We start from the raw sequence: 21,873 nt of genomic DNA, 5'->3' as shown, positions 1-21,873 counted from the left end.
TCACAAAATTAAATATGCAATCAATTGACTATGCTTAAAAGTGCATATAAGATGTGATCATGAAATGCAAAAAGTTTCATATTCACTCAGTTGCACCATTTATTATGCCTGATCGAGGCGTTAGCGGCGTCTTTTCAGGGAAGAATCATCCGCTGTTGTCCATGCCTTGTTAACACCCTATCTTTCACGGAGAACCTGCCATGACGGCCCAAACTCGGCGTATTGCTAAGCCTCGTCTCGGTTTGAATCCCCTATCGGGTCTGCACTGGCCCTCGCTTGGAGCGGCCTACCGCGCCTTTTTAACCGATCCCGCCGCTGGCATCCTGCACATTCTCAAGGCCGGGCGCAACAGCCAGTGGGAGCGCTGGGTCGAGCGGCGGCTGGCGCGGCAGGCGTCTCACTTGGCCAATCGCACCATTTCAGTTGATTTAGAAGCCCTGGTGCAACTGCCGCCCAGCACCTTGGGTGGAGCCTACGCCCGCCATATGATGCACTACGGGTTTAAGCCCGAAACCTTTGTGGGCGACGATGACGCCCACGACTGGCTGAGGCAGCGCACGGCCATCAGCCACGATATTTACCACATCTACACCGGGTTTGATGCCTCGCCGATTGGAGAGTTTGGGGTGGCGGCCTATACCCTGGTGCAGTATCGTGATTTGCTGAATGTGTTTGTGCTGTCTTTTGTGCCGCTTAGCCTCACCAATCCGCTGTGGACGGTGCCGTTACTCAAGGCCCTGGGGCGGGGCTTGCGCATGGGCATAAAGGGCAGAGCTGCGATCGCCTATCCCGTCGAGGCCCACTGGGCGACACCGCTCTCTACCGTGCGCCAAGACCTAGGCTTGGGAGAATTCTTTAAGCCCTGTCGATCAGAATCGACCATGAGGTCAAGGCGACAGGACGTTTGTCTGGGGGGGATTTTGCCAGCTCGCCAGGCTAAGGAATAATCAACACTGGGCATGGTGACAGGTTAATGACCCGCGTTGTCACGCTGTCGTCCTGCACCTCCTCGATTAAGCCCACGCCCCGACAGCCCATCATAATGAGATCGGCGTTTAGCTCATCGGCCACATCACAGATCACAAAGGCTGGCTGCCCTTCTCGCTCAATGACTTCAGCCTCAATGGCTTGGGCGGCAAAGAGTGCCTTAGCTTGACCCAGCAGCTTCGCCACGGCCTCTGGGGAAGACTGGGCCGCAGGCTGAGGCTTCTCGGGGGGGCTAGTTTCGACTACTGACAGCAAAACCAGCCGACTCCCGTGAGTTTTGACCAACTCTGCCACCATAGGGGCCGCATGCTGGGCCTCAGAACTCATGTCGATAGGAAATAAAACCGTCTTAAACATGGTGTATCGAAGGGAACTCACACTCCGGTAAAATGAGGGCGGCAATAAGTAACTATTACGACAAGCAAAGCGCCCCGTTCGGGTCGTGTTGCCTTCCTCAAATCTACCTTAGACAAGGTTGGGGCCACTACCATCTGCGCGCTGCATAACGTAATAAACGTAAGTCTTAAACCAATTTAGGAGGGTTATCTCAGTGGTTAAAAAATCGGTAGCAAGCCTGTCGGCCGCCGACATTTCAGGCAAGCGGGTACTCGTGCGGGCTGACTTCAACGTGCCCCTCGATGACCAGGGGGCCATTACCGACGACACTCGGATTCGAGCGGCCCTGCCCACCATCCAAGATCTCACGGGTAAGGGGGCCAAGGTGATTCTCACCAGCCACTTTGGCCGCCCTCAGGGTAAGGTGGTCGACAGCATGCGGCTAACGCCAGTGGCTCAGCGCCTAGGTGAACTGCTGGGGCAAGACGTGATCAAGTGCGATGACTGTATTGGCGACGAGGTGGCTGCGGCCATCGGAGCCATGACCGATGGGCAGGTAGCTCTCCTGGAAAACGTCCGATTTTATGCGGGCGAAGAGGCCAATGAGCCTGAGTTTGCCAAACAGCTGGCGGCCAATGCCGACCTGTACGTCAACGACGCCTTTGGTACTGCTCACCGGGCCCACGCCTCTACCGCTGGGGTCACCGATTACCTTAGCCCCTCGGTCGCAGGCTACCTAATCGAAAAGGAGCTGCAGTATCTCCAGGCGGCGATCGAAAATCCCCAGCGTCCTCTGGCTGCCATCATCGGTGGATCTAAGGTTTCCAGCAAAATTGGCGTTATTGAGACTCTGTTAGACAAAGTAGACAAACTGCTGATCGGCGGCGGCATGATCTTTACCTTCTACAAAGCCCGCGGCCTCAACGTGGGCAAGTCGCTGGTGGAAGAAGACAGACTAGAACTGGCTAAAACTCTCGAAACCAAAGCCAAAGAAAAGGGCGTTGACCTGCTGTTGCCCACCGATGTCGTGCTGGCCGACAATTTTGCTCCCGATGCCAACGCCCAGACCGTCAGTGTTGAGGCCATTCCCGACGGCTGGATGGGTCTCGACATTGGCCCCGACTCGATCAAAGTCTTTCAGGAAGCCCTAAAACAGTGCAAGTCGGTGATCTGGAACGGCCCCATGGGTGTGTTTGAGTTTGATAAGTTTGCCGCAGGTACCGAGGCAATCGCCCATACCCTGGCCGAGCTGACCAGCGGTGGCGTCACCACTATCATTGGCGGTGGTGACTCGGTGGCGGCAGTTGAGAAAGTTGGCGTAGCTGAAAAGATGAGCCACATCTCCACTGGCGGTGGTGCTAGCCTGGAGCTACTAGAGGGCAAAGAGCTACCCGGTATCGCAGCGCTAGATGACGCCTAGGCCCCCACCCCGAGGCGGTTGGTTTTGAGTCTTTAACTAGTACTCGAAGGCTGAAATATGTCCACCGTTCCGGATCGCTTGGCTCCCTAGCTCCCCTGCTCCCTAGCCCTAAGGAATAGTATCTAAACTTGCGCCGTGGAGTACTAGGCAGGATGGAGCGATCGCTCCATCCTGTTTTATGTTTGCTACATATAAGCGTCTATGGTCGCTGGAACAGGCGTATTAAGACGATTCGGCAGTGGATAACTCGCCAGGCTTGTCGTCCATTTCCGGTTGCCGAGAAAAAATGGGAAACCAATCGACCACCCCTTCAGACTTGAGATACCAGAAGGCCACAGCTAGGGGCAGCACGTAGCGATCCCACGGGTAAGCTTTCATCATAATCAACGTGTTAAATAAGATGATTAACCCGATCAGATTGGGTCTGATGAATCGCAGACAGGCTGGCAGCGCCAGAGAATAGTAAAGGCCTATTCGCAATACCTCGTGGGGCATGACCTTGGCCAGTTTGACTAAATTCCCCGCGCCATAGGTAGGAGGTGGAAACACTAAAATGAAAATCAGCAGCCCCAGAGCAATGGCCGCGACACGATAGGTCTGCTGGGGCCACTGTTGCCTGAGCGATCGCAATTTGGTCAAGGGCTGAAACAGCAAAAACTCTGGAATAACAATATATAGCCCTACAAATGCGAGGAAACAAACCGCTACACCGGGGTCGAGGCCCCAGGTGGTTTGTTGTACCTCAGGGGTTCCTCTAGCTTCAAAGCCGCTCTGGGGAACCATCCCCTGAAACAGGTAAAACCAAACGAAAATTGAACAGGCGGCCATTAGCGGAGCGATCCAACGCCACTGGTCTTGCCAGACGATGCGGCCAGTTTGCCGAGCACCCATGAGGGCGACAATAAATTCGTAGGTAGCAACAGCAGCCGGAAAGGCCAACATATATTGCCGGGTTGAGATGGCCAAAATAAAGGCGATCGCACTCCAGAAATAGCGACCCCGAATATAGCCCATCAGCCCCATTACTACCCAAAAACAGGCAGTCATCTCGGTATATATGCGACCACTTAAAAATAGATAATAGGGGCATAAAAACAGGCCAATTAGGCACAACATGCCGCGCCCACCTTTCTCTTTCGTCGGCCAGCCGATCATAAAAACCATTGCTAGCGATAGGATCATACTAAACAAGCGACCCGCAACTATACCCTGGCCAAATAGATTCTCAAGAAAACCAAAAATAATAAAAATCAGCGGTGTGGTTAATTGTTCATAATCTCTAAGGTCATTTAGGGACGGAAAAAGTGTATCGCTGAACGAGACTATGGTCTTCCAATAACTCCTCTCGTCGAAATAATGAGGGGCATTGAGAAAGTCGAGCCAGACAATCAGGGCAAGATAAATTGCGCTGATGGAGAAAAGAAATAAGAATTTTTGCTGGGAACGAGTGAATTGCATCACTATCACTGAGTAGGTTTGGTAGAGCTAAGCGATTATCGAGAGCGCTGTATTCACTAAGCAGAGGGCACAGATGCTGGCGATACGGTTTTCTGTTGTCGCGATCGCTCCCAAAAGAAACCGGCAACATTGGCCACCTGAGACAGCAAAAATAACCCCGAAAGTGCCAGACTGCGCCATCCCTGTTGCCGACGCAACGGATAGGCGAGAAGTTCCAGATAAAAGGTGATCGGTTCGACCGCCATGGGTTGGGCCTGACGACGGCTGCGCACCTGATGAAAGTAGAAAGCCCCTCGGCCATAGTTAACGTGCTGCCGCCAGAACGACGTGAACCTTAGCGAGTGGGCGTGGTCGATGCGCATGGCTGGGGCATAGACCAATGGATAATTGCTGAACAGCCAGCGATCGCAAAATTCCCGATCTTCCCCTGCTGCCAGGGGAAATTGCTGATCAAACCCGCCTAGCTCACGAAAGCGATCGCTGGGGGCTGCAAAGTTATTGGAGGCAAAAAATGTTGCTTTGCCTTTGGTCTGGTTGAAATAGTCATAGATATAGTCGATCAGAAGCTGACTGGCCGTTGAGTAAAGATTGTCGGGCAGGGCATTAATCGTATGCCCTCCGATCAGCGCCTGGGGATCTTTGGCGACAGCAGCATCTAGGGCCGTCAGCCAATCTGACGCAGGTTGACAGTCATCGTCGGTAAAGACAAGATAGGCCCCCCGAGCCGCAAATGCTCCGGCATTACGGGCACTGGCGGGGCCAGCATTGGCCTGACGAATGAGATGCACGGCGATCGTGGGGTCAAAATCTGCTACTACGTCGTCGAGCGGTTGGTGACTGCCATCATCGACAACCACCACCTCAAAGGCCTCCCTCGGATAATCTAGCTGAGCTAAACTCTGCAAGCACCGTCTCAAGCAATCTGGTCGATTGTAGGTCGGCACCACAATTGAGAACTTAGGGGACAGGTTGGGGGTGGTTTGCAGCATAGGTCTATGGACTTATATCAACATGTTTAGAGGCCAGCATCTGGAGGTCGCGGTAGGCCCCCAGCACTTCAGTCCAGCCGCCAGGCAGCAGGATAAACGTTACCGCGTAGGCACAACCAAAGGCTATGGCGCTGAAAAGCAGCGCTAGCATGCCATTGACCGGTAGGCCCATCGCCCTTTGACCGACCAACAGGATCCCGGCAGCCGCTAGCGAGGCCACGGTTGGCCGCCACACCGACTCGACAAAATCGGCGATGGTTAGCGGTGTAAATTTGAGGCAGTATGCGATCGCCGGATAGGTCAGCGCCAAAGATGCTAGCGTTACTCCCCAAGCCACCCCCAAGGGCCCCCATTGGGTACCCAACGCAGCCGCCGCTACCACCACTGGGGTATGCAAAACACTCCACCGCAGTTGGCGCTGGGTCTGCCCGGTAGAGAGATAAATCCATTTCGTGACCCGATAAAAGCCGCCCACAAAAACAGATAACACTAAAACCTGAAAAATAGGAAACGCTTCCATCCACTGATCGCCCAGCAGCAGCAGCAACAAACCTTGGCCACAGACGCCCAAAAAGGCGAGGGCCGGTAGGCAAAGCCCAAACATCAGCATTAAAATCTGCCGACTTTGGCTTTTGTACTGTTCACGGTCGCTAGCAGCCCGACTCAGCCCCGAAATAGCCACATTGATCAACGGTAAATAGACCTGGTTAAAGGGAAAATAGGCCCAGTTATAGGCCACAGAATATAGCCCCAGGGCGCTGGCTCCGTTGACATAACCCACCAGCACTCGGTCCATTTCTATCCCCACTCGGTTGACCAAGTGAAATCCGCTCAGGTTAGCACCGTAGGCGAACATGGTGCGAATGTCCTGGCTGAGCTGCGTCAATTTTTCTGGTCTAGAAGGGCGCCAGCTGCAGGTCAGCCAATAGCCTAGGCCCTGGGCCGTTTGATAGATTACCAGCTGCAATACCAAAGCCCAGTAGCCCCAGCCCAACAGTGCCACCCCAATCGCCACGGTAGCCCCCAGCCCGAGCGCGCCTACTTCAATCAGCGTTAACACCCCAAACCGCATCTGCCGGGCCAGCAAAGACTGATGCTGCGATGACAAAAATACGCTGGCTATGCCCAAGGTCATAACAGGGATGACTGCCGTTAAGCGAGCTTCTTGATAAAACCAGGCAAAGGCTGGTGCCGCTAGCAATACCGCTACCACCAACGCAAGATTAATGCCCGAAGACAGCCAAAATATAGTGCTGGCCTGTCTATGGTCCAGATGTTCTCGCTGTACTGTAGCGGTACCCAACCCCAGGGAATTGACGCTTTCCATGAGGGCAAACCACGGCAGAGCCATCGCTACAATACCGAAATCGGTGGGCGTCAGCAGCCGCGCCAAAATCGACGTCGCCCCAATCCCCATCAGTAGCTTGATGGGCTGTGAGCCAAAAGTAATTAGGCTGGACTGCAGCGATCGCCGCTTGAGAACCGCCTCAGAAGCCGTAAAGTTTAAGTCTTGAGGCACAGGCTGTCGCCTTCGTATAGAAATAGCATTGGGTAAGCGAAGTCTTTTCATGAATCAACCTCACTCCCTAGTCTCTGCAGGGGGTACCACCCAACCCCAGCCTCAAAACCTCAACGGCACTCACGGCCCTTACCAGCACGAGCACGAGCGGTACCTGCAATTTCTGCCCGATGCCCTGTAAACGGCAATCAAATATAGCATTCACCGCAAAGAAGACAGGCGGCACCAGATTTTGCGCCAGTGCCCGCCAAAATACTGCCAGTTTTTGCCATCGGGTTTTCGCTTGCTTGGCGTGCAGTGCATAGCTCCCCCCAGCTAGGCGCTGTGTTCGTTTAATCAGACCCTGGTACGACGATCGCGTCGGGTGCCTCACCACCACAGACTCGGCATAGACCTGCGGATACCCCAAGCTGTAAACCCGGTGGCCCCATTCCAGATCGCCGTGAGACTTGAGCTGCGCATTAAATCCCCCAACTCGGTCAAACACCTGCCGCCAGGTGAACATATTGGCCGTCGCTCCGCCATGGAACTGACGCAACAGGGCCTCCTGCGGAAATGCCGTAATACTCTCGTAAAGGTCTACCGGGGTAGGGCGATCGGGGTTAGGAAAAAAGGTTTCTATTCTACCTACTACCTGACCGCCATCGGGTAGACGCTGTAGTTGTGCAACCCCTCGCTGTAGCCAATCTTCGGCGGGTACACAGTCGGCATCGGTAAATGCCAACACCTCTCCAGTTGTTAACGCCAAACCTCGGTTACGAGCCGCATAAGACCCGGGTCTAGGCTCAATGGCCAGCCTGGCATTGGGGGAAAGGGCTACTACTGCCCGAGTCATGTCAACATCGTCAGAGCCATTGTCAACCACCATGATCTCGTAACACGCTCGGGGATACGTCTGGCGATCCAATGCCGTCAGACATATCTTTAGGCGTTCTGCGTCGTTGAACACAGGAACAATCACAGAGACCATAGGCGTCACAGCAGTGTCTACCATACGTATGGACACACCCTAGACCACTGTCGATAGCGGCTGAGCATTTTTATTGGGGTCGGTAGATGTTTGCTTTAGCTCAGCCCACTCTTTATTGGTAAAGTTTTCGTGATAAGACCGCTCAACGTTGACATCCCATAGACCATGGTTTTCTCCAAGAATATTTTTGGCGGCCAGCAGCGCCGTCAGCATTGAGTGATCTTGGTTGTTATAGCGGTGCATGCCGTTGCGCCCAACAGTTTGCAGGTTCTCAAAGGTCTCGATGTAGTCTTGCAACACCTGCAAATGCTGACGATATTCACCGTCGTATACCGGATAAGCCTTGTATTGGCGAATGACGCAGCCATCTTCGATGTCGCTCACCTTGACCCCTAACCCAAGGCGGGCGATCTCTTGAGTAGCTAACTCGATGAGCTTAGCGTTGGGCATTTCCCATAGCTCGTCGCCCTCACTACAAAAATACTCCATTCCCAAGCAGGTTTTGCTGGCATCGGGCACCATCGCTGGGCTCCAATTTTTGAAATTTTGAATACGGCCTACCTTAAATTCAGGGCTATGGATGTAAAGCCAGTTGTCAGGAAAGAGATCTGCTTGGTCAATGATCAGAGAAACAATCAAAAAGTCACGATATTTGAGCCCTCTGGCGGCCTCTATGACTTCGGGCGGTGGCGGTGGGTCGAGTCTGTGTACCAGGGCCGAAATCGGCATCGAGTTAATGAAATGATCGCCAGTCAATTCGAAGGTGTGGTCACCCTGCTTAGCAATCACTTTAGTGACAAAGGTGCCCTGGTGTTCGACCCGCACAATCTCGGTATTGAGATGGACAGGAGAGCCCTTGGCCTCTAGTAGCTCTTGGCAGCGTTCCCACATCATGCCAGGGCCAAGACGTGGGTAATCAAAGGTTTTAATCAGGCTTTTGGCATTTTGGCTGCCAAACACCGCGTTCATGACCACCTGGCGGAGAGACATATTTTGAATGCGCTGGGCAGCCCAGTCGGCCCGAATTTGGCTACAGGGTATGCCCCATACTTTCTCGGTATAGGTCTTGAAAAAGGTCTTATAGAGTCGCTCACCGAAGCTGTCGGTCACCCACTCTTCAAAGGTCTCAGCTTCAAAGCCAGGGTTGAGCAGCTTTTTAACTTTGGCCTTAAAGTAGCTGGCCACCATCAGGACGCTGGCGAAAGGGCCGAGGTTTTTCAGGGTCTTTAGTAGCGATAGCGGGTAATCGTAGAATTTGCCTTGGTAGTAAATGCGCGATAGCCGAGGCACTTGAATAAAGTCATTGCCTAAAATCTCAGCCCAAACAGCTTTAACTTCTTCTACTTTGGTGAAGAAACGATGGCCACCGATATCAAACCGATATCCCTTATACACTTCTGTACGAGAAATGCCGCCGACCTTTTCGGCTTTCTCTACAGTAATTGACGCTACACCCTGTTTCATTAGTTCAAAGCCAGCAGTTAGGCCAGCAGGCCCAGCACCGATGATAACGACTGGATAACGAGACATAGTGAAAATGCTCCCTATATTTCTAGTCCTTTGTATTGACCTGGACCCTTTAGAGGGTTAACCGCGTGGCTTCAAAACATTGGCCGGTTCACGCAACAGCAAGGAGCGAAGAGAGTACTTGATTGTGCTGTAAGCAAAGGCCCCGCCGCCGTATAGAAAATAAAACCAGTGCCACGGCACGACTCGCAAAGCAAACAAAGCACCGCGCTTGCGGTAAAAAAACCGATAAACTGCTCGATTGATAATCAAAAGGGTCAGTGCTAGCGCCAGCACAATTCCCCACGCGGTGGGTAACCAGATAGTGGCTACGAGGCAACCGAGCAGGGCAAAAACAAGGAAAACGCTAGCGCGATTGGTGTGGTTAAGGTTGAGATCGGCATTTAAGGTGCGATCGCGCAAAATTAGCTCAGCCCAGGGCAGGGCGCGATAAAAGATCTCTGCTCGCAGTAGAGAAACAGGCTCCCAACGTTTCAGGTGCTTCACCTGAATGTCTTTGCATAGAGCGATCGTATGGCCCTCTTGCCTAAGACGATAGCCCAACTCGATGTCTTCGATACAGGGCTTGCGGTAAGTTTCGTCAAATCCGCCAACCTGCTGAAACACTGTCCGCCGGATAGCGCCACAGGCTCCCCAAAAGGTTGAAGCCACTGGCGTAGAGGTCTGGTGGGTGTAGTGATGGAATAAGTTCTTGTACTGCGAGAGGAAATTTTCTGCCCCTGGGGCATCATCGTAGGAGCCAATCAACGCTGCCAGGCTCTCCTGTTGTCGAAACCGCTGCTCAACTAATGTCAACGTGTCGGTGTGGAGCGTTACATCCGCATCCATAAAAAATAAAATATCGCCCTTGGCGGCCTGAGCGCCCAGGTTTCTGGCCCTAGCCGGGCCACCCGCCACCGGCAACCTAATCACCTGGGCACCAAAGTCTTTAGCTACCTGCCAAGATCCATCGGTATCACCATCGGCAACTACAATCAGCTCATTCGGAGGGCGCTCACTTTGACGAATACTTGCTAAACATTGCCGAAATGCCAGACCACCGTTATAAACCGGAATAATAATCGAAAGCTCAGTAGATGCTTCAGTCATGCCTAAAAAAATAAAACTCAGAAACTAAAGCAAGTCCATTTACAGTGTCAGGCCTTACTACATCTATCTGTAGCAACCTATGCTTTTTACCAGTAGCTATAGACCGAAATCCTTAACTTAACTACCACAGCCATGGATTAGCTTTTCATCATAGATACTAGAAACGTCAAATAACGACTACCACTGGCGCATTTCGTATTAGAGTATACCGGGCTTTGCAAAGATTTTACGCAATCAAGTAGGGCTCTGTCTAGCATTAAGTCTGTATTTTCACGGAAATTTTATATAGACAAACGTAGGGATTAGCCTCTGATTAGGGAAAACCTTGGGATTGGCAACGTATGAAATGGCGGCATGCGATCATTGGCGAGAGTTGCGATCGCATGCCGCCATTTCATAGAATCTTCATAAACTGATAGGCCCTAGCCGCCCTAGTCGTCCTTGCGCCATGCTGGGAATGAGCTTGGCCTAGGGCAGACGCAAACCAGGCATCAGCTCGGCCAATGGCAATAGCGGGCTAGTCGGTAGGTTTCTCCAAACAACACTCCGGACAGTTTTTGAAACCTAACGAGAGAATGGGGGTTTCAGCCCTTTTTCAAGGCAATTGAGCCAACGAGAAGTCAAGGGTTCCAGCGATTGTCCGAAAAAGTGTCCGGACTATTGTCCAAAATATCGATAATCCAGGCTTCTTCAATCCAGGTCTTGCAGATAACGGCCAGAGGCAGCGCTAAGACTAAGCCAAGGGGGCCCAGGAATGTAGCAAAAAAGATCTGAGAAATTAGTGTCGCAGCAGGCAGTAATGATACTTGCTTCTGCATCACCATCGGCGCAAACCAGTAGCTCTCAATGTTTTGAATCAGCACGTAGAGCACAATGACAGCCAGGGCTTGACCTGGTGACTGTAGCAGAGCCACAAATACCGGAAATATAGCGCTTAGAGCCGGTCCAATATTGGGAATAAAGTTAAACAGCCCTGCTAGCACAGCATGGGCAAAGGCGTAGGGTACTCCCAGCAACACCAGTCCAGTAAAGCTAATCGTGGCCACAAAGATGGAGTTTAAGGCAACGCCTCCTAACCAAAACATTAGCGACTTCTCGCACTTGGTTAAGATTTCATCGGCACGGCGCCGATAGCTTGACGTAAACAGGCGCAACAAAAGCTGTCGGTAGGCTGCAGGGTTAGCCAGCATCATCAGGGTAAGCACTAGCAGCAGCAACAGCTGGAGCAAAATCGCTACCGAACTGGAGAAAAAGGTTAAAAAATTGCCAAATACTGTGGAACCAATCGAAGCCGCCTGCCGCAGTAAATCGGGCAGAGCTGGCAGTAATCCTACATCTCGCTCTGGGAACCAGGCAGGAGGATTGGCTTGAAACATATCTAGCCAGCTACTGAGCTTCTCTATTCCTCGTGGGGTAAGCAACAATAGCTCTTGAAACTGACTGACAAATAGGGGCAGTACCAGGCCCAAGAAAATGACTGCTCCAAGGAGCACAAGGGCTGCTGTTACCAGTACTGAGCGATTGCGAGGCCAGTCATATACCCGCGAGAAAAATCGAACCAGACTATTGAGCGCAATCGTGATGACTACTGCTGCAAAAATCAGCAAGACAATTTGGCGAAACTGCCACAAGATGACTAGGGCAATGCCTAAGGCTATTAGGTTAATCCAGTCAGTTAGCTTCACAGCGGTAATACCTGAATACAACCTTGACAAAAGGGGAAACTGGGGCTAGCCGACGAATGGTAGCTAGATTGAGGGTTGGAGTGGTCTAGTCTTTTGGTATTGACTGGTATGCTAATTGCTTAATGTATTACTTTTTTGGGCGTCATGGTAACCCCGACCGCGAGTTCTCTCCGTGAGCAGCAGCACCCGATGATTCGGGTGCTAGCCGATCGTATTGAGGCCACTTGGCAGCAGTTCTTAACCCTATCTCCTTATCACTTGCCCGACGATCTGGGCTATATCGAAGGTCGCCTAGAAGGGGAGCGGCTCACTATTGAGAATCGGTGTTACCAAACGCCTCAGTTTCGCAAGCTTCATCTCGAGCTGGCTCGGGTGGGCAAAAATCTAGATATCTTGCACTGCGTTATGTTTCCTCGACCCGACTATAGTCTGCCCATGTTTGGCTGCGACTTAGTGGGAGGGCGCGGTCAAATTAGTGCGGCTATTGTCGATCTCTCGCCGATCGCTAAAACACTTCCCGAGGGCTATGTCGATGTTCTCGACTCGCTACCATTCCATAGCTTTGGTGAAGAGCGTGACCTACCGGGATGGGGCACAATTTTTTCGCCCTACTGTCGGTTTATTCGCCCCACTAGTCCTGAAGAAGAAGCTAGGTTTGTAGACCTGATCGTGGCCTATTTAGATCTACATTGCCAACATGCGATCGCAACGCCAGCTACCCCGTCTCAACGGGAGATCGTGATGGCGGGCCAGCGCAACTACTGTGAGCAGCAGCAAAAGAACGATAAAACCCGGCGAGTACTTGAAAAAGCCTTTGGTGAAACCTGGGCGGAGCGCTATATGACAACCGTGCTGTTTGACCTACCCGAGGTCTAATGTCTTTACCCCCATGTCTTTACCCCCATGCCTTTACCCTAAAGTGGGAGTGATAGACTCCAGATTAATTAGAATTTAGAGCACCGTCGTACCTATCCGCTACCGCCATGACTGTCAGTTCTCCACCCCCATTAGACACCCTCACTTTGGAGGCTGAAACCGATGGTGCCCCACGCCCTGGCCGGTTGATCGTATTTACAGGCCCTAGCGGTGTCGGTAAGGGCACCCTGCTGCGATCGCTGCGCACTCGCTACCCGACTCTCAAGTTATCGGTATCGGCTACCACGCGATCGCCCCGGCCCGGCGAAGTCGATGGCCAAGACTATTTCTTTATCAGCCGCGCAGAGTTTCAAACCATGGTAGAACGGGGGGAACTGCTCGAGTGGGCAGAGTTTGCAGGCAACCTCTACGGTACGCCCAAGGCTACTGTCATCAAAGAAATTGAGGCAGGGCACTGGGTAATTTTAGAAATTGAGCTAGAAGGTGCTCGCCAAGTACGCGAAACCTTTCCCGATGCGCTTCAGCTGTTTGTATTACCTCCCTCTATTGAGGAATTAGAAAACCGCATTCGCCTACGGGGAAAAGATGCCGACGAGGCCATCGAGCGACGGCTTCAGCGTGCCCTCGTTGAAATTGATGCCGCCTCAGAGTTTGACCAGCAAATCGTTAACGACGACCTAGAGGTAGCTCTTCAGCAGCTCGAGAACGCTATTTTTAACGACTGAGCCAGGGTTGCAAGTAGTTAGTACCGGCTGGCAGGGGGGCGATCGCCCCCATAGGCCTCTACAAACATCCCAATCGCCGCCGCCATTAGCGAGGTTAAGGGTGTTGTAAGGGGGCAAAGCCCCAGCGACAACAGCAGCGCGAAATAAGGCTCGTACAGGGATAGAGCATAGAAACCACGCTGAAAATAGCGCTGTTTATGGGGTTTAAGGGCTATTAGTTGGAGCGCCCAGTCGGCCCATAATTCCAGGGCATAGATCCACCGTTGGCCATAGAGACCCAGACTAAAATCACTAAACCGGCAAGTCGCCACGGCAGGTGATTCAGCTGTCGCTGGGATACCTCATTTCGGCCAAGTCTAAGCCCGAGTTGCCCACAGTGGCTGTTGTGCTAGCCGAAGCGGCCCGCGCCGCCGCAGACTACGCCAGAGAGCGTACGATCGATCAGCTCAATCAAAAAATTCACCTTGACCTGCTAGCGTCTTCCTAGCTGAGGGGAAAAAGTCTGTTTACATCGTTTATCTTTGGTCGATAGTGCTGCGGCTGCATTTATGCTGCATTTATAGTGGGCGTTAACCAGGCATAGCGCACTTGATGTAAAAGGATTGTGATTACCCTCAAGGCGTCTTCCTCAGGGCGGGCTCAAATTAAGCAGGCTAGATTGCAGCGGGGCTGGGCCGCGAGTGATTTTCGGTGGATGGCAGCGGCCAGTCGCGTCTTAGGTACCGATTGGGAAACGGCGGGGGTGCTAGCGGCGGGCATTTCTGAGGGGACTTGGAAACGCTTTTTGGCGGGGAAGGTCCCGATCAATGCCGAAGCCTTTCGGGCCTACTGCGAAGTGCTGGGCCTGGATTGGCAGACGGTAGCCGAGGGGGAGCCAGCGACTACGGAAGCCTTCCCGAACGGAGCGCCTTCTGCTGGATCAGGTACCTCTACGTCAGTCTCTGCTGAACCCTCAGTCTTCACCGACTGGGGCAGCGCCCCGGACGATGCCGTTTTTTACGGACGGCAGAGTGAGCTACACATTCTGCGGAATTGGGTGCTGGAAGATCGCTGCCGACTGATCACCCTGCTGGGCATGGGCGGCATTGGCAAAACGGCGCTGTCGGTGAGGCTGGCACGGCAGATTGTGGGGGAGCGGAGGAGGAGCGGAGCAAGGGAGTCAGGGAATAGCATCCCCCCATCCCCCTTTACCCACATCCTCTGGCGATCGCTCCGCAACGCCCCACCCCCAGAAGACCTGCTGGCGGATCTGATCCAGGTGCTCTCGCAGCAGCAGGAGCGGGATTTGCCGCCGACGCTGGAGGGGCGACTGGCGCGGTTGCTGCACTATCTGCGCCAGGGGCGATGCCTGATTTTGCTCGACAATGCTGAGTCGATCTTGCAGAGCGGCGATCGCACCGGGCGCTACCGTTCTGGATTTGAAGGCTATGGCGATGTCCTGCGCTGTATTGCTGAGACCGCCCACCAGAGCTGCGCGATCGTGACCTCGCGGGAGAAGCCCAAGGGGCTGGCGGCCTTTGAGGGGGAGACGCTGCCGGTGCGATCGCTCCAGCTTTCTGGCCTAGAGCAGCCCGACAGTCGCGCCCTGTTCGACACCAAAGGGGGCTTTCAGGCCACCGAGGCCGAGTGGCAAACCCTAGCCACTCGCTACGGCGGTAACCCTTTAGCATTGAAGATTGTGGCGTCATCGATTCGCGACTTTTTTGGTGGCGATATTGCTCAGTTTTTGGCGGTGTCGCAACAGGGTGGCTTTTTGTTCGATGACATTCGCGATCTGCTTGACCAGCATTTTCAGCGTCTGACGGAGTTGGAGAAGGCCGCCATGTACTGGCTGGCGATTAACCGCGAACCCTCTGCCATTGAGGATCTACAGGCCGACCTGCTGACCCACGTGCCCCCCCGCGACCTGTGGGAATCGCTCAACTCGCTCCAGCGGCGATCGCTGGTCGAGCGCAACGGCGGTCGCCTCACCCAGCAGCCGGTGGTGATGGAGTATGTCACTTGCCAATTGATCGATCGCATTACCGATGAGATTGCTGACCAGCGGCCCCATTTGCTGATCAGCCACGCCCTGACCAAGGCCCAGGCCAAGGACTATCTGCGTGAAACCCAGATCAACCTGATCCTCAAGCCCATTGCTGACCAGCTGGTCAATCGTTTGGGCCGGGCGGCGCACATTGCGACCGCCCTGCAAGCCATCTTGACTCAGCTGCGCGGTGGTACGCCCCAGTCGATGGGCTACGCCGGGGGCAACAGCCTCAACCTGCTGCTGCAACTGCCCGTAGACATCACCGGCTACGATTTTTCTGAGCTGACGGTGTGGCAGGCCTACCTGCAGGATGTGAAGCTGCACGGCGTGAATTTTGCCGGGGCCGATTTGAGCGGCTGTGTGTTTACAGAATCCCTCGGCAACGTGCTGGCGGCGGCCTTTAGCCCCAAGGGTCAGCGGCTGGCCACAGGCGATACGGACTGCCAGGTGCGCGTGTGGGATAGCCAAACCGGGCAGCTGTTGCTCATCTGCCGGGGCCACCAAAACTGGGTGCGGGCGGTGGTCTATAGCCCCTGTGGTGAGTTAATGGCCAGCTGCGGGGCCGACCAGAGCATTCGTCTGTGGACGGCTGAGGAGGGTATCCCGGTGAAGACCCTGACGGGCCACAACCACGAGGTATTTGCGATCGCCTTCAGCCCGGACGGTCAAACCCTGGCCAGCGCCGGGGGCGACAACACCGTCAAACTGTGGGATGTGCAGACGGGCAACTGCCTACATACCCTGGCAGGGCATACCGACTGGGTGCGATCGCTTGCCTTTGCCCCCCACTCCATCGCCTACCCCGGGACTGTGCTGCTGGCCAGCGGCGGGGCTGACTACCAGATCAAACTGTGGGATGCGGCCACTGGGGAATGCCTGCAAACGCTAAAAGGCCACAGCGGCTGGGTGCATTCCCTGGCATTCAACGGTGATGGCCATCTGCTGGTCAGCGGCAGTGGCGACGGCACCCTCAAACTCTGGGATTGCCGCAGTTGGGATTGTCTGGCCACCTATAGCCATGGCGGCAGCATTTATAGCGTGGCCTTTAGCCCCACGGAGGATTGGCTGATCAGCGGCAGCGGCGATCGCACCATCAAGCTCTGGGACTGGCACACCGATACCTGCCTGCAAACCCTGTACGGCCATCAAAACGAGGTGTGCGCGGTGGCGGTACACCCCGACGGTCGCCGTCTGGTGGGGGTCAGCCTCGACCAGTCGGTGAAGCTGTGGGATGTCGCCACCGGCCACTGTCTGCGCACCTGGGAAGGCCACACCGACTGGGCCTTGCCCGTAGCTTTTAGTCCAGACGGTCGCTATTTAGCCAGCGGCAGTAACGACAAAACCGTAGTGCTGTGGGATTGGCGTACGGGAGAGCCGCTTAAAACCCTGAGCGGTCACGGCGATTTTGTCTACGACGTCGCCTTTAGTGCCGACGGTACCATGCTCGCCAGCGGCAGCACCGACTGCACCGCCCGTCTCTGGGATGTAGAAACCGGACGCTGCATTCAGGTGTTGCAGGGCCACGAGGACTGGATCAATGCGATCGCGTTTCATCCGTGCGATCGCATTCTGGCCACCGCCAGCGCCGACCGCACCGTCAAACTGTGGAACTGCGCCACGGGCCAGTGTCTGCACACCCTGAGTAAACACACGGCCAAAATTCTCGGCGTCGCCTTTAGCCCAGACGGGCAACACCTGGCCAGCTGCGGGGCCGACCAGACGATCCAGCTCTGGGAGGTGGCCACCGGATTGCCGCTGCAAACCCTGACGGGCCACGACAGCCGGGTGTGGTCAGTGGCCTACAGCCCCGACGGGCGCATGTTGGCTAGCAGCAGTACCGACCAATCGGTGCGCCTGTGGGATGTGGCAACAGGGGATTGCATTCAGGTGCTCAGGGGCCACAGCAACTGGGTGTTTGCAGTGGCGTTTAGCCCCGACGGTAAGCGCTTGGCCAGTGCCGCCCACGACCACACCCTACGAATTTGGGATGCGGCGACGGGGGACTGTTTGCAGATCTGCGAGGGGCACCAGCACCTGGTGTCGTCGCTGGCGTTTAGTGCAGATGGGGGTGCAATTGCCACCGGCTCTCAAGACCAGACGGTGCGAATTTGGGATGCCCAGACGGGGGACTGTCTGCGGGTGCTGATTGCCAAACGGCTGTACGAAGGTATGAATTTGGCTGGGGCAACGGGGTTGACCCCGGCCACGCGGGCGACGTTGCAGATGCTGGGTGCGATCGGTGGTTAACGACAAAGATAAGCGGCGACAAGTAACCTCGAACTCAGCACCTAGACTTTCAACCGTCTGCTTCATCGACTTGTTAGCTGGCTCTCCTCCACAATCTCTGCCAACCACTCCATCACAGCCATTGCACGATCGCCTCCTAAATGGTTTGAAACATTGTAAGTAGCCATGTTACAAGCATAGCCCCAATGTGAGGGCTACCATTTTCTGCCACGGGCTTTGATGTTGCCTCGACTCACAATCTGCGATCGTACCGCTTTAATTAAGAGGGCTAAGTCATAACTCAACGACTGCCGCTCAACATACTGCAACTCTAACTGGCGTTTCAGCTTGGGATCACTAGCGTTAAAGCTTGATCCCAAGCTCAGAATCGCTAGACCGATCCAGCCCGGACGAACGGAGAGAATAGTTTGCCATTCAGGGTTCGCTAAATCCACAATATGGGGTTCCGAAGGGCGAGGACCAATGATACTCAGATCACCTTCCAGCACATTGAGCAGATTGGGAATATCATCGATCGAGTAATTTCGGATAATCGCGCCGATGCGAGTTAATTGACGTTCAGTCGTCTCTTGGGGATCGTAGTATCGATCCATTGTGCGAAAGCGAATCAATCCAAACGGCTCACCCTTTTGACCGATGCAGGGATAGCGATATAGCACGACTCCAGGCGAGTCTAATTGAATCAACACAGCAACGAGCAAAAGCAGTGGCGCAGTTGTAGACAAGATCAATAAGGCAACCACAATATCAAAAGACCGTTTCAACATTGCCTCTCCAGAATCAAGAGTTGCTGTGAGGATTCGAGATAATCCGAGTACACGCGATAACTACAGCCGTCGGGTAAAGGAGGAGGTTTTAGATATAGACCCCTCCCTCCCCTCAGAACCGTGCATACGACTTTCACCGTACACGGCTCAAGCAACGTCTTGAAATTCAGTGTCTCCGATTCTTAACAACCCTTACGCTAAGTCTCATCTCACCTTCAGTCAAGACGATCACCTGTCCCACGTCTGCACCCTTTCGGATTGGGTATTTGCTCTATCCGTCGCGTTATGGATTCTGCAACCTTGCCCTAGCCTGCACCCTCAATTGGGCTCTCAGCTTGTTGGACACTTAACCTCGTCTGCTGATACTGCCCTCCCCTTACGGGTTGAACATTCCAAGGCGGACATCCGCTTGAACACTAGCGGGGAAAGGCTTTTAGGAGTCCTTTCCAACTCCCCCGAACGACTTCGAGTCGCGCGTACAACGGTTCGCTTGAGCGGCTGCAAATGCCCTTAAACTCAGCACCAAGATCTTTTATCAGTCCGCTCCAAGCGAATTGTTATGCCGTCCGTTACTAAGAATATTTTCGGGGAAGGTCAGATTACGATGTGCCCTTCCATATACGTTACTGCTTCTCCTGAAATCAAAACTCTTTCCCCTATATTTTTGCAAAACAGTTTTCCAACTCTTGGTGATAATTGCAAGGCGACCATAGAATCCTTGCCAAGTTTCCCACTCCAATAGGGAATTAATGAGCAATGGGCAGACCCTGTTACGGGATCTTCAAAAATACTCGCTTGCGGTGTGAAAAAACGTGATACAAAATCGACCTCTTCTCCTTTGGCTGTCACAACGACACCACCAGGATCAAGATTAATTTGGTTAAGAATGCTTTGATTGGGTTCCAGATGTCGAATCACGTCTTCATCTTTAAACACAAGCATATAGTCTCTAGACTTCAAAATTTCTACAGGCTCATGCTGAAGTGCATCCAAAATGACTTGTGGAGCTTCACTTGGTTCAGGTTTACGAGAAGGAAAATTTAAGGTCAGCAACTCCTCCTCAACTGCTACTGTAAGCTCCCCACTTTTTGATTGGAACTGGATGGAAGGTAGTGAGAAATTGAGATGCCTTGCTATAACGTGTGCTGTTGCTAATGTTGCATGTCCGCACAAATCCATTTCAATTTCTGGCGTAAACCAACGGATCTCAAAGCCATCATCTAACCGAATGAAGAATGCTGTCTCAGCAACAGAGTTCTCCAGTGCTATTCGCTGCATAAGCTCGTCAGGTAGCCACTGTTCAAGGGGACAAACCGCAGCAGGATTCCCACCGAACACTTTATCTGTGAAAGCATCAACTTGGAATATTGGTAATTTCATAACGAACCTGAAGCACTGATAGATAATTTTCAGGATACTGCCTTACCAATAACTGAAGGCGGCATAACGTTCGCAATCACCGGACGCAGACAACCTTTACATCCAACCAAGCATACTGAGTCGTTCCGGTGCATTGCGGTTGTTAGGCTTTTCAAGACTTAATTTAAGGGCCTATAGCAGTACCATAACCTGGCGCTGATGGATCAGCAAAGTCTGTATATTTGCAGACATGTCTTATAAATAATTCAATTTCATTTAAGTCAACTTCATGCTGATATAAATCTCTTTCCGAAATCACAATGGTTAATGACTCACAAGGACGCTGAGCAGCACATGCAGCAATAAAACTCAAAAGGATTTCGCGAATTATAACTTCGCGAGGTTGGGGAATTCTAGAATAGCCCGACCCTAGGACAGGCATTGAAATAGAACCAAAATCCCCTTGACTAGAAATAAACTCCCACAAACTTGGCAAACTTTTCTTGAGGTCATCAAAGGTTGCTTTAGCATTTCCATGAATATTAAGTGGTGCAATTGCAACAAGATAAGCAGCACGATTGCGAACCTTCAATTTAACAGTTGTGCCTATAGAATAGACTTTCCTCTTTCCTATTTTTGAGTGGTTTATAGACTCATGAGGTATAGTTTCGAGAGTTTGATTTATATCTGTGTCTAAATGATTAACAACACCATTATAGAAACGAGTGGTGAATTGGCCTTGAATGCTCTTTTTACTAATGATCCCAGATTCTATATCAGTATCAAATGTACTGTTACATCCGATAACTAATGAATCTTTAGTGTTGAAGAGATTGCCAACACGTATCTTTATAAGTACATCACGACTGCTCAATCGACAGCTAATTTGATGTCGTGGCCGATTTTCCCAGAAACCATAGATTAATCCCAAGGCAAGAAAAATAAGCCACTTTTCTTTAAGCCATAAAGAAGCGGGCTGTGAGAAGAAACTTATAATTTCTACACCCAGCCATAGTGCACCAAAACTCGATAGTAGAGCTATGATTGTTTTGCGAACTGAGAAACCATGTCGCCAGTAACCTATCGAACAGTAAGCGCGTAACATTGCACTCATAACCCAAGACGTTGATAAGTTTCTGGTTCATAATAAAAAGGCCCACCTTTTCCTTGCTTTTGATATTGATAGTGCAAGTTAATCCAGTTTTCTAAAGCATATTCTAATATGCGCGAATTAAAGCTTATATAAACTGCAAGTACATTTCGTATCACGGGAGGACATCTTTCCGGGTCTTGTTTGCGTAACCCATTTAAGTTGACTCCAATAATAGGTAAATTGAGAGATATTGCTTGTTCCATCTCCCATCGGACGAATTTGTATAAGTATCTGGTTTGACCACCTATGAGCACAACAAAAACTTTTGTATTTAGTAAACGTTCACGAAGTTGACGCTTGATTGATGCTTCTTGAGATGTGTCTCTAGCACTGTTTAGATCATGAGCATTATAAAGTCTAAAAGTACTATAGTCACTTTGATGCCAAGCTTGCATGAGTCGATAATAATGCATGTCATTATCACCATCAAAGCAGACATACGTTTTGTTGCGATATGGCATCTATCTGTCCCCTCAAGATCCTAGAGATAACTGATATATAAATATTAATTGAATGTACATCTTGCAATTGCAAGAATACTTAGCTCGAGCATCAATCTATTGCCAACCATCTAACCTTAAAATTATTGTGATTATTTATGGCACAGTCCGTCGGGTAAAGGAGGAGGTTTTGTACATAGCCCCCTCCCTCCCCTCAGAACCGTGCATACGACTTTCACCGTACACGGCTCAAGCAACGTCTTGAGATTCAGTGTCCTCGATTCTTAACAACCCTTA

18 protein-coding genes and 1 pseudogene are annotated in these 21,873 nt (G+C 52.3%); 6 read left to right on the top strand and 13 right to left on the bottom strand.

The features are described from left to right. The first annotated feature begins 200 nt into the window (after positions 1–200). Positions 201–947, top strand: coding sequence for a Coq4 family protein (locus IQ254_RS15250; RefSeq protein ID WP_193967016.1), 747 nt, complete (start codon positions 201–203; stop codon positions 945–947). Here IQ254_RS15250 and IQ254_RS15245 read toward each other — a convergent pair. Next, positions 937–1,344: a universal stress protein gene (locus IQ254_RS15245; RefSeq protein ID WP_193967015.1), complete on the bottom strand. Its 408-nt coding sequence runs from the start codon at positions 1,342–1,344 to the stop codon at positions 937–939. The two genes, IQ254_RS15250 and IQ254_RS15245, sit on opposite strands and share 11 nt — an antisense overlap. Positions 1,345–1,537: 193 nt before the next feature. On the opposite strand from IQ254_RS15245, the gene pgk reads away from it, so the two are divergent. Continuing rightward, positions 1,538–2,743 carry a phosphoglycerate kinase gene (gene pgk, locus IQ254_RS15240; RefSeq protein WP_193967014.1) on the top strand — a complete coding sequence of 402 codons (1,206 nt, stop codon included), beginning with the start codon at positions 1,538–1,540 and terminating at the stop codon, positions 2,741–2,743. A gap of 222 nt (positions 2,744–2,965) precedes the next feature. On the opposite strand, the gene IQ254_RS15235 is transcribed toward pgk, so the two are convergent. The 7 genes from IQ254_RS15235 to IQ254_RS15205 all read right to left on the bottom strand — a co-directional run bounded on the left by IQ254_RS15235 (position 2,966) and on the right by IQ254_RS15205 (position 11,980). Continuing rightward, positions 2,966–3,790, bottom strand: coding sequence for a hypothetical protein (locus IQ254_RS15235; protein WP_193967013.1), 825 nt, complete (start codon positions 3,788–3,790; stop codon positions 2,966–2,968). Between the two features lie 467 nt (positions 3,791–4,257). Beyond that, the gene (locus IQ254_RS15230) at positions 4,258–5,190 is read right to left on the bottom strand and encodes a glycosyltransferase family 2 protein (RefSeq protein ID WP_193967012.1); all 933 of its coding nucleotides are present in this window, start codon (positions 5,188–5,190) and stop codon (positions 4,258–4,260) included. A 4-nt stretch (positions 5,191–5,194) separates the two neighbouring features. Next, positions 5,195–6,709 carry a lipopolysaccharide biosynthesis protein gene (locus IQ254_RS15225; protein WP_313887462.1) on the bottom strand — a complete coding sequence of 505 codons (1,515 nt, stop codon included), beginning with the start codon at positions 6,707–6,709 and terminating at the stop codon, positions 5,195–5,197. Between the two features lie 67 nt (positions 6,710–6,776). Continuing rightward, entirely contained in the window at positions 6,777–7,679 is a 903-nt protein-coding gene (locus tag IQ254_RS15220; RefSeq protein ID WP_228040758.1) for a glycosyltransferase family 2 protein, read from the bottom strand. A gap of 39 nt (positions 7,680–7,718) precedes the next feature. Beyond that, a complete protein-coding gene (locus tag IQ254_RS15215; protein ID WP_193967009.1) occupies positions 7,719–9,209 on the bottom strand; it encodes an NAD(P)/FAD-dependent oxidoreductase in 1,491 nt (496 codons plus the stop codon). A 57-nt stretch (positions 9,210–9,266) separates the two neighbouring features. After that, positions 9,267–10,295 (bottom strand): glycosyltransferase family 2 protein, encoded by a 1,029-nt coding sequence (locus tag IQ254_RS15210; protein ID WP_193967008.1) that lies wholly within the window; start codon positions 10,293–10,295, stop codon positions 9,267–9,269. Positions 10,296–10,915: 620 nt separating this feature from the next. Then, the gene (locus IQ254_RS15205) at positions 10,916–11,980 is read right to left on the bottom strand and encodes an AI-2E family transporter (RefSeq protein WP_193967007.1); all 1,065 of its coding nucleotides are present in this window, start codon (positions 11,978–11,980) and stop codon (positions 10,916–10,918) included. A 144-nt stretch (positions 11,981–12,124) separates the two neighbouring features. Between IQ254_RS15205 and IQ254_RS15200 the strand changes: the two genes are divergently transcribed. Both IQ254_RS15200 and gmk read left to right on the top strand, forming a co-directional pair. After that, the gene (locus IQ254_RS15200) at positions 12,125–12,856 is read left to right on the top strand and encodes a phycocyanobilin:ferredoxin oxidoreductase (protein ID WP_193967006.1); all 732 of its coding nucleotides are present in this window, start codon (positions 12,125–12,127) and stop codon (positions 12,854–12,856) included. Between the two features lie 107 nt (positions 12,857–12,963). Further along, entirely contained in the window at positions 12,964–13,581 is a 618-nt protein-coding gene (gene gmk / locus IQ254_RS15195; protein WP_193967005.1) for a guanylate kinase, read from the top strand. 149 nt (positions 13,582–13,730) lie between these two features. Here the strand turns inward: gmk and IQ254_RS15190 are convergent. Further along, a pseudogene (locus IQ254_RS15190) lies at positions 13,731–13,886 on the bottom strand (IS4 family transposase); the annotation flags it as partial. A gap of 11 nt (positions 13,887–13,897) precedes the next feature. Between IQ254_RS15190 and IQ254_RS15185 the strand changes: the two are divergent. Beyond that, complete coding sequence (locus IQ254_RS15185) at positions 13,898–14,068, top strand: hypothetical protein (protein ID WP_193967004.1); 171 nt, start codon at positions 13,898–13,900, stop codon at positions 14,066–14,068. 117 nt (positions 14,069–14,185) lie between these two features. Continuing rightward, on the top strand, positions 14,186–17,857 hold the full coding sequence (locus IQ254_RS15180; RefSeq protein WP_193967003.1) for an NB-ARC domain-containing protein: 3,672 nt from the start codon (positions 14,186–14,188) through the stop codon (positions 17,855–17,857). A 194-nt stretch (positions 17,858–18,051) separates the two neighbouring features. Here the strand turns inward: IQ254_RS15180 and IQ254_RS15175 are convergent, their stop codons facing one another. The 4 genes from IQ254_RS15175 to IQ254_RS15160 form a co-directional block, all read right to left on the bottom strand. Further along, positions 18,052–18,624, bottom strand: a complete 573-nt coding sequence (locus IQ254_RS15175) for a sugar transferase (protein WP_193967002.1) — start codon at positions 18,622–18,624, stop codon at positions 18,052–18,054. 594 nt (positions 18,625–19,218) lie between these two features. Further along, the gene (locus IQ254_RS15170; protein WP_193967001.1) at positions 19,219–20,004 is read right to left on the bottom strand and encodes a PhzF family phenazine biosynthesis protein; all 786 of its coding nucleotides are present in this window, start codon (positions 20,002–20,004) and stop codon (positions 19,219–19,221) included. Positions 20,005–20,167: 163 nt separating this feature from the next. Next, a complete protein-coding gene (locus tag IQ254_RS15165; RefSeq protein WP_193967000.1) occupies positions 20,168–21,097 on the bottom strand; it encodes a macro domain-containing protein in 930 nt (309 codons plus the stop codon). Beyond that, entirely contained in the window at positions 21,094–21,597 is a 504-nt protein-coding gene (locus IQ254_RS15160) for a TIR domain-containing protein (protein ID WP_193966999.1), read from the bottom strand. The genes IQ254_RS15165 and IQ254_RS15160 overlap by 4 nt, the downstream gene beginning before the upstream one ends. Positions 21,598–21,873: the final 276 nt, after the last annotated feature.

The sequence above is a fragment of the Nodosilinea sp. LEGE 07088 genome (genome assembly GCF_015207395.1).
Classification (GTDB): Bacteria; Cyanobacteriota; Cyanobacteriia; order Phormidesmidales; family Phormidesmidaceae; genus Nodosilinea.
This window is presented reverse-complemented; position numbering and strand designations above follow the sequence as displayed.

Coding starts and splice junctions, on each gene's coding strand:
- IQ254_RS15215 (WP_193967009.1), bottom strand. CDS start 9,209: ATGTCTCGTTATCCAGTCGTTATCATCGGTGCTGGGCCTGCTGGCCTA.
- IQ254_RS15160 (WP_193966999.1), bottom strand. CDS start 21,597: ATGCCATATCGCAACAAAACGTATGTCTGCTTTGATGGTGATAATGAC.
- IQ254_RS15245 (WP_193967015.1), bottom strand. CDS start 1,344: ATGTTTAAGACGGTTTTATTTCCTATCGACATGAGTTCTGAGGCCCAG.
- IQ254_RS15230 (WP_193967012.1), bottom strand. CDS start 5,190: ATGCTGCAAACCACCCCCAACCTGTCCCCTAAGTTCTCAATTGTGGTG.
- IQ254_RS15175 (WP_193967002.1), bottom strand. CDS start 18,624: ATGTTGAAACGGTCTTTTGATATTGTGGTTGCCTTATTGATCTTGTCT.
- IQ254_RS15235 (WP_193967013.1), bottom strand. CDS start 3,790: ATGACTGCCTGTTTTTGGGTAGTAATGGGGCTGATGGGCTATATTCGG.
- IQ254_RS15170 (WP_193967001.1), bottom strand. CDS start 20,004: ATGAAATTACCAATATTCCAAGTTGATGCTTTCACAGATAAAGTGTTC.
- gmk (WP_193967005.1), top strand. CDS start 12,964: ATGACTGTCAGTTCTCCACCCCCATTAGACACCCTCACTTTGGAGGCT.
- IQ254_RS15200 (WP_193967006.1), top strand. CDS start 12,125: ATGGTAACCCCGACCGCGAGTTCTCTCCGTGAGCAGCAGCACCCGATG.
- IQ254_RS15250 (WP_193967016.1), top strand. CDS start 201: ATGACGGCCCAAACTCGGCGTATTGCTAAGCCTCGTCTCGGTTTGAAT.
- IQ254_RS15220 (WP_228040758.1), bottom strand. CDS start 7,679: ATGGTCTCTGTGATTGTTCCTGTGTTCAACGACGCAGAACGCCTAAAG.
- IQ254_RS15165 (WP_193967000.1), bottom strand. CDS start 21,097: ATGAGTGCAATGTTACGCGCTTACTGTTCGATAGGTTACTGGCGACAT.
- IQ254_RS15210 (WP_193967008.1), bottom strand. CDS start 10,295: ATGACTGAAGCATCTACTGAGCTTTCGATTATTATTCCGGTTTATAAC.